Raw genomic sequence first — 5982 nt, forward strand, 5'->3', positions numbered from 1 at the left:
ATTATCTATTTGACGCTTATTATTTTACGCTAAATTAGCCTGAAATCATTACCAGATAACCGTTTCAGGTTTTTTATTTTGACAATTCATAATTATTTAATCTGCTTCAATATCTGCGGAATGTGGGTTGCAAAATGGGTTGTAAATCTCAAATAAAACCTTTTGAGAGGGAATTTTTAATTTTCTATTGTTGAATATTTTGTTGAATATTATAAATCCCAATCTCTGCGAAAATGCAATAAACTTTGCAAAAACTCTTGCAAAATGTGGTTTTTATTTAACTTTTGTTTATTCCATTCTCTTGCGGTTTGCTGTAATATTTCTGAAAAGCTAGGATCAACAACAGCTAAATTTTCTAAGTTCTCAATTTTCAGATTTTTTGACATTGTTAAAGCTACTAAGTTTATTAATTCTCCCGCTTCTACACCAAATATAGAACATCCTAATATTTGACCATTTTCTAAAATAATTAATTTACAAATACCTGTAATTTCATTTTTAATTTGTGCTGCTGTTAAGGTTTTGAAATAGTTGGTAAAAACTAAAACTTGATTTTTACCATATCTTCTTTTTGCTTGTAATTCTGTTAACCCTATTTGCGCTACCATTGGTTGAGAAGATATTATCCAAGGAATACAACGATAATTAACTTCAAGTCTGGGAAAAAATAGAGCATTTTTCACAGCAATTTTAGCTTCATAATTGGCAATGTTGGCAATATCATAACCACCTAGAATATCACCACAAGCGTAAATGCGATGATTTGTGGTTTGGAGTTTTTTATTCACAACTAAACGCCTTGGATACCATTTTACTCCTGCTGCTGCTAAATTTAAATTATCTATGTTTGGTTGTTGTCCAGTTGCAATTAAAATTTCTTCAGTTTCTATAGCTTTATCTCCAGCTTGCACCCATTTTTGATCTTCAATTTTTCGTATTTGGGTGACGATTGTTTGGTTAAAAATACGCACACCATCAGCTTCTAATTGTGCTATCAATAATTGTCTTATTTCTGGTTCAAGATCAGAAAAAACACTAGGATGATTTAATATTAAATTGATGTTGCAACCCCAACGAGCTAAAGTTTGGGCAATTTCAATACTTTGGGGTAAACCACCAATAATTACCCAATTTTTTGGAGGGTTTGGTGTTTCTAAATATTGCCAAATATTCGCTAAGGTGAGATAACCTGTAGTGTTTAAACCTTCAATATCGGGAATTTTTGGACGTGAACCGCAAGCGAGTAAATAGGTACGGGCGCTTAAAATTCTGTCATTCACTGCAAAACTCAGCTTGGGAGAAGTTTGAAATTTCCCATTACCAATAATTACATCAACACCTTGGGCAGACAAATTAGCAAGAGAATTAAGTTGGTTGATATTTGCTGCAATGCTTTGAGCATACAACTTCGCTTGTGGGTAGGAATAGCTGCAAGTCGGTTGCAATATGGAAATTTGCGATTTTTCTGGTACTCCAGTATTGTTAATTGGCTTGTTCCGGTGAAAATTTGATTTGATGTTTTTACTCTCGGCCATAATGCCAAGAGTTTCCATATCAACGCACTGCTGTGAGATTTTACTTAGTTCGCTGAGTGGGTAATGATAGTTTAATTCATAGTGTATTTGAGGCTGTACCAAGGCAACTTTCGCTTGTAGTTGGGTTGCAGCTAAAGCCGCTTGGTATCCAGTAATACTACCACCAATAATTACAATATCGTAGTCAATTTTCATTGGGAATTGGGAATTGGGAATTGGGAATAGGGAATGGGGAATTGGGAATTGGGAATTGGGAATTGGGAATTGGGAATTGGGTTATTCATCCTCCCAGTCACCAGTCACCAGTCACCAGTCACCAGTCACCAGTCACCAGTCACCTGATAACTGATTTAAGGGCTGTTAGTAGGCGTTGGTTATCAGATTGGGAACGGACAGCGACACGGAAAAAGCGATCGCCCAACTCTTTAAAACTGCGACAATCACGAATTAAAATTTGGTATTGCTGAAGTAATTTTTCTTGTAACTGAGAAGTTGAATGTTGAGACTCTACCAATAGGTAGTTAACAGCGCCCTCTAGGGGTCTTAATCCGTTAATTGCCGATAAACCCTGAAAAAGTTGATTTCGTGCCTGTGGTAGCCATTTCCAGGTCTGTTGTTGAAAGTCTGTATCTTCGAGTGCGGCGATCGCAGCAGCAGCAGCTAAGGTATTCACAGGCCAGGGATCTCGCCATGATTGCCATTTTCTGAGCAAGTCCGGGTGAGCGATCGCATATCCTAACCTTAACCCAGGTAGACTGTAAAACTTGGTGAGCGATCGCAATATCACCAAATTCTCATATTCCTGTACCAATCCGATCAAACTTTGTTCCTGATCAGGAGGCAGAAAATCCATAAACGCCTCATCCACCACCACCAAAGCAAAATCTTTCAGGTACGGCAAAATATCATCCCGTAAAAATAGCTTACCCGTTGGGTTGTGTGGATTATTTAGCAATAAACCACAATTTTTAGACGGGGTATCTGAGGAAAATACGGAATAAATCTTTCCCAGTCCCCAATCCCCAATCCCCAAAATAGGAAACTCCAGCACTTTAGCATTATAAGCCGCTAGGGTGCGGTAATAATCGCCAAAGGCTGGAGTTATTAACATTGTAGCCGCTAATTGTCCTAATTCCCTACCTAGTAAAGTCAATAATTCTGCTGAACCATTTCCCGGCAGAATCCACTCAGGTGGTAACTGATGAAAGTGACCCAGAGCTAGTTTGAGTTCGCTGTAATCTGGGTCAGGATAGTGTTTAAGATTACCAAATTGGGAGGCGATCGCAGCAATAACGCTGTTTGGAGGTCCCAACGGGCTGATACTGGCAGAAAAATCGACAATAGCATCCGGGGAACAGCCAGCTAACGCCGCTGCCCAAGCTAAATTTCCCCCGTGTGCCTGTTGTCGCATCAAAAATAGACTTCCTAGAACAGAACCTACTCTTTTGGGGGTGCTACTCTTTCTCTAAAGAGCTTCCCAGCAGAGAAAGCAGGAACTTTGGTAGCTGGAATTTCCATTTTTTCATTGGTTTTGGGGTTGCGGCCTTCACGAGCTTTCCGTTCCCGTGATTCAAAAGAACCAAATCCCACCAGGGTGACTTTATCGCCTGAAGCCACAGCCTCAATAATTGTCTCAATAGCAGCAGTTAACACCGCATCCGCTTGTTTCTTTGTCACACTGGCTTTTTCCGCCACTGCATCAACTAATTCGCCTTTGTTCATATCAAACTCCTTGAGGTTTAATTGAGATTTAGTCAAGATGTACTTTGTCGGATCTTTACGGAAATCTCTGTTGGCAGCATTACAAAAATCGTCCCTTGAGAGTATTTACACTCAAAACCCCTGTAAATCAGATTGGCTCGACTTTTCAATGAATCATTCTAAGGTGTTGTAGCCAGAAGTGCATAGGTGAAAGCATTAATTTATATAGATTTCAGAATTTATTGTGTTTTTTGCTGCATAGTTGCCCTGGAAACACCGAATTTTTAGGAATAAATGCTTACTGGGGATTGGGTACAGCAATTTTCGAGAGCATCCAAATTTTGAAAAAATCAACTCAGCAATACCAAAAACCCTCTTAAACCCTCTTAACTTTGTGTCCTTTGCGTTCTTTGCGGTTCATTCATATTAGGACTTTGTAGGAATTCAAAGATTCCCAAAAAATCAAATTACACATTTGGGATGCTCCCCAATTGTCAGGTAAATGAACCACAAAACAAAGTTTAAAAGCCTTTTAGAGACGTTGAATGAAGCGTTTATATATATTAAAGGTTCGCCACAATATCTTTTAAAGGCAACATTAATGTTAAAGATTCTATGGGTGAGGGCTTAAACTTATGTTTTAGATAAAATTGTTTAGCTGCTTCATCTTTAGCATGAACTAAAATACACCGTATGCCGACAACTTTGGATGCTTGTAAAACCCGAAAAATTGCATCTCTTAATAAACCAGATCCGATACCCTGCCCTTCCCATTGTTCATCAACAGCTAACCTACCAACGATCATACAAGGAACTGGATCTGGTGCATTTTGCTTGACTTTTCTAATAGCCACCGAGTGATATACACCAGAACTTGCCAAACAGTAATAACCGATTACTTTGTTTTCACAAATTACAACATAAGTTCTAGCAGTATCACCCTCATTTTTAAATGCTTTTTCCCTCAACCAATTATTTAAAGTTTCTGACCTTGAATTGAATTGTGATATATCATGGCTAGAATTAATTGGTTGAGGAGCTTCTATAATTTTCCTCTGATCCATTCTTAATCCCAAGGTGATTTAGCAGCTAAAAACTTACGTAGTTCCTCATCTGCTTTAGGTGGTGCATCTAAAATATCAATAAATTCTTGATATTTTTTTTCATCTAACGCAAAAAAAGTTTGATCACAAATTACTTTTTCCGCTTCTCTACAAGCGACATCTAGCATAAAATCAGAACGAGTTTTACCAAGAATTGATGCAGCATAATCAATTAAATTACGCTGTTTTTCTTGAACTCTAATATTAATAACCTGATTGCGTCCAGGATTATCCATTTCAAAGGAAGCTGCCATTTTGGTTTCCTGAATTTGAATTACTGCTATATAAAACCTAGACAAAACTAGACTTTACTTTCTACTTCAACGGGAGCATGGGAGCAGTTATCCCTCCGTAGACTTTCACGCCTTAGCCAGACGCGATAAATTAATTGCAGCGTTTAGATCCCTATCTATCTCAAAACCGCAGTTCTCACAGCAATAAATTCTTTCGGATAAAGAAAGACTTTCTTTTTTATGCCCACAACGAGAACAGGTTTTACTTGATGGATAAAATCTATCAGCAATTATAATTTCACAACCAAACTTTTTAGCTTATTATAAATAATCGTGTACACAATGTCAATACATTGTTGTGTGAGTCCTAAGTTACATTAAAATGGTACTAATGTTTTAAGGTTATGAGTCAGGATAATGTTACATGGCAAAGGATCGTTTTCACTATGCAGTAAGAACTGCTTTAGAGAAGGAAGGATGGATAATAACTGCTGACCCTTATGAGGTAAGCGTGGGAGATGTAGACTTTGAAATTGATCTAGCTGCACAGATGTTAGCAGCTGAACGAGCAGAAGAAAAGATTGCCGTTGAAATCAAAAGCTTTATAAGCGGATCAAACGTTTCTGAATTTCATACCGCCCTTGGACAGTTTCTTAACTACCAGTTTGCTCTTGAAGAATTTGATCCACAAAGAAAACTATATCTGGCAATACCCGATTCAATTTACAAATCATTTTTTCAGCGACGTTTTACCCGTTCTGTAATTGCTAGAAACCAAATCAACTTACTCATTTATGAGCCAAAACAGGAGATAATTGTCAAATGGCAGTAGAAGAGTATCGTGAAATAGTTAAGAATCTAATTTTAGAAAAAGCTCAAAGACGATTTACACCGGAAGAAATCGAAGCACAAGCGGTTATAGATACCCAAAATGACCACTATCTTCTCTTACATACTGGTTGGCGTGGGAATAATCGCACTCATGGATGTAGTATACACATTGATATCAAAAACGGCAAAATCTGGATACAGCATGATGGAACTGAAGTAGGAATTGCTACTCTCTTGCTTGAACAAGGCGTACCCAAACAAGATATAGTTTTAGCTTTTCATTCTCCAGAAATGCGCGAATTTACGGAATTTGCTACCCATTAAAGACACCTGAAATACCCGAATCATCCAACAATCCGGGTATTTGCACAGTCTACCGACTACCAGGAACTCTCAACCCCCTACGCTCAAGCATTTACCGCACCTGGGGACTAGGATTGTAGTTATAACCATAGCTAGAACGCTCTGTGTCATCCATTACCTGTGGTGTGAGTAATACAATTACCTCTCTGCGAACATTCTCTCTATTGGTGCTTCTAAACAACGAACCAATTAGAGGAATATCACCCAAGATAGGAA

Annotated in this window: 8 protein-coding genes and 1 pseudogene; 2 read left to right on the top strand and 7 right to left on the bottom strand. The window is 38.0% G+C overall.

Features of this window, described 5'->3' with window-relative positions; all coding sequences use genetic code 11:
* Positions 1-209: 209 nt before the first annotated feature.
* The 6 genes and pseudogenes from FFR48_RS24490 to FFR48_RS24515 all read right to left on the bottom strand — a co-directional run.
* The gene (locus FFR48_RS24490) at positions 210-1730 is read right to left on the bottom strand and encodes a dihydrolipoyl dehydrogenase family protein (RefSeq protein WP_137669167.1); all 1521 of its coding nucleotides are present in this window, start codon (positions 1728-1730) and stop codon (positions 210-212) included.
* 139 nt (positions 1731-1869) lie between these two features.
* A complete protein-coding gene (gene cobD / locus FFR48_RS24495; protein ID WP_137669171.1) occupies positions 1870-2946 on the bottom strand; it encodes a threonine-phosphate decarboxylase CobD in 1077 nt (358 codons plus the stop codon).
* Positions 2947-2972: 26 nt separating this feature from the next.
* Complete coding sequence (hbs, locus tag FFR48_RS24500; protein WP_096572272.1) at positions 2973-3257, bottom strand: non-specific DNA-binding protein Hbs; 285 nt, start codon at positions 3255-3257, stop codon at positions 2973-2975.
* A 542-nt stretch (positions 3258-3799) separates the two neighbouring features.
* Complete coding sequence (locus FFR48_RS24505) at positions 3800-4300, bottom strand: GNAT family N-acetyltransferase (protein WP_236104171.1); 501 nt, start codon at positions 4298-4300, stop codon at positions 3800-3802.
* A 2-nt stretch (positions 4301-4302) separates the two neighbouring features.
* Positions 4303-4593, bottom strand: coding sequence for a type II toxin-antitoxin system TacA family antitoxin (locus FFR48_RS24510; protein ID WP_096572274.1), 291 nt, complete (start codon positions 4591-4593; stop codon positions 4303-4305).
* A gap of 105 nt (positions 4594-4698) precedes the next feature.
* Positions 4699-4887, bottom strand: a pseudogene (locus tag FFR48_RS24515) (zinc ribbon domain-containing protein); the annotation flags it as partial.
* Positions 4888-4996: 109 nt separating this feature from the next.
* On the opposite strand from FFR48_RS24515, the gene FFR48_RS24520 reads away from it, so the two are divergent.
* Both FFR48_RS24520 and FFR48_RS24525 read left to right on the top strand, forming a co-directional pair.
* Entirely contained in the window at positions 4997-5404 is a 408-nt protein-coding gene (locus tag FFR48_RS24520) for a XisH family protein (protein WP_137669169.1), read from the top strand.
* Positions 5395-5727, top strand: coding sequence for a XisI protein (locus FFR48_RS24525; protein WP_096572276.1), 333 nt, complete (start codon positions 5395-5397; stop codon positions 5725-5727). The genes FFR48_RS24520 and FFR48_RS24525 overlap by 10 nt, the downstream gene beginning before the upstream one ends.
* 91 nt (positions 5728-5818) lie before the next feature.
* Here the strand turns inward: FFR48_RS24525 and FFR48_RS24530 are convergent.
* Positions 5819-5982, bottom strand: a 164-nt coding sequence (locus FFR48_RS24530; protein ID WP_137669170.1) for a secretin GspD/PilQ domain-containing protein, incomplete at its 5' end; no start/stop codon positions are given.

Origin of the sequence: Sphaerospermopsis reniformis, assembly GCF_005402885.1 — a bacterium.
Taxonomy (GTDB): domain Bacteria; phylum Cyanobacteriota; class Cyanobacteriia; order Cyanobacteriales; family Nostocaceae; genus Sphaerospermopsis; species Sphaerospermopsis kisseleviana.

What these genes read in the sequence shown, in the direction of transcription:
- FFR48_RS24490 (WP_137669167.1), bottom strand. Translation starts at nt 1,730, where the DNA reads ATGAAAATTGACTACGATATTGTAATTATTGGTGGTAGTATTACTGGA.
- FFR48_RS24525 (WP_096572276.1), top strand. Translation starts at nt 5,395, where the DNA reads ATGGCAGTAGAAGAGTATCGTGAAATAGTTAAGAATCTAATTTTAGAA.
- FFR48_RS24505 (WP_236104171.1), bottom strand. Translation starts at nt 4,300, where the DNA reads ATGGATCAGAGGAAAATTATAGAAGCTCCTCAACCAATTAATTCTAGC.
- hbs (WP_096572272.1), bottom strand. Translation starts at nt 3,257, where the DNA reads ATGAACAAAGGCGAATTAGTTGATGCAGTGGCGGAAAAAGCCAGTGTG.
- FFR48_RS24520 (WP_137669169.1), top strand. Translation starts at nt 4,997, where the DNA reads ATGGCAAAGGATCGTTTTCACTATGCAGTAAGAACTGCTTTAGAGAAG.
- cobD (WP_137669171.1), bottom strand. Translation starts at nt 2,946, where the DNA reads ATGCGACAACAGGCACACGGGGGAAATTTAGCTTGGGCAGCGGCGTTA.
- FFR48_RS24510 (WP_096572274.1), bottom strand. Translation starts at nt 4,593, where the DNA reads ATGGCAGCTTCCTTTGAAATGGATAATCCTGGACGCAATCAGGTTATT.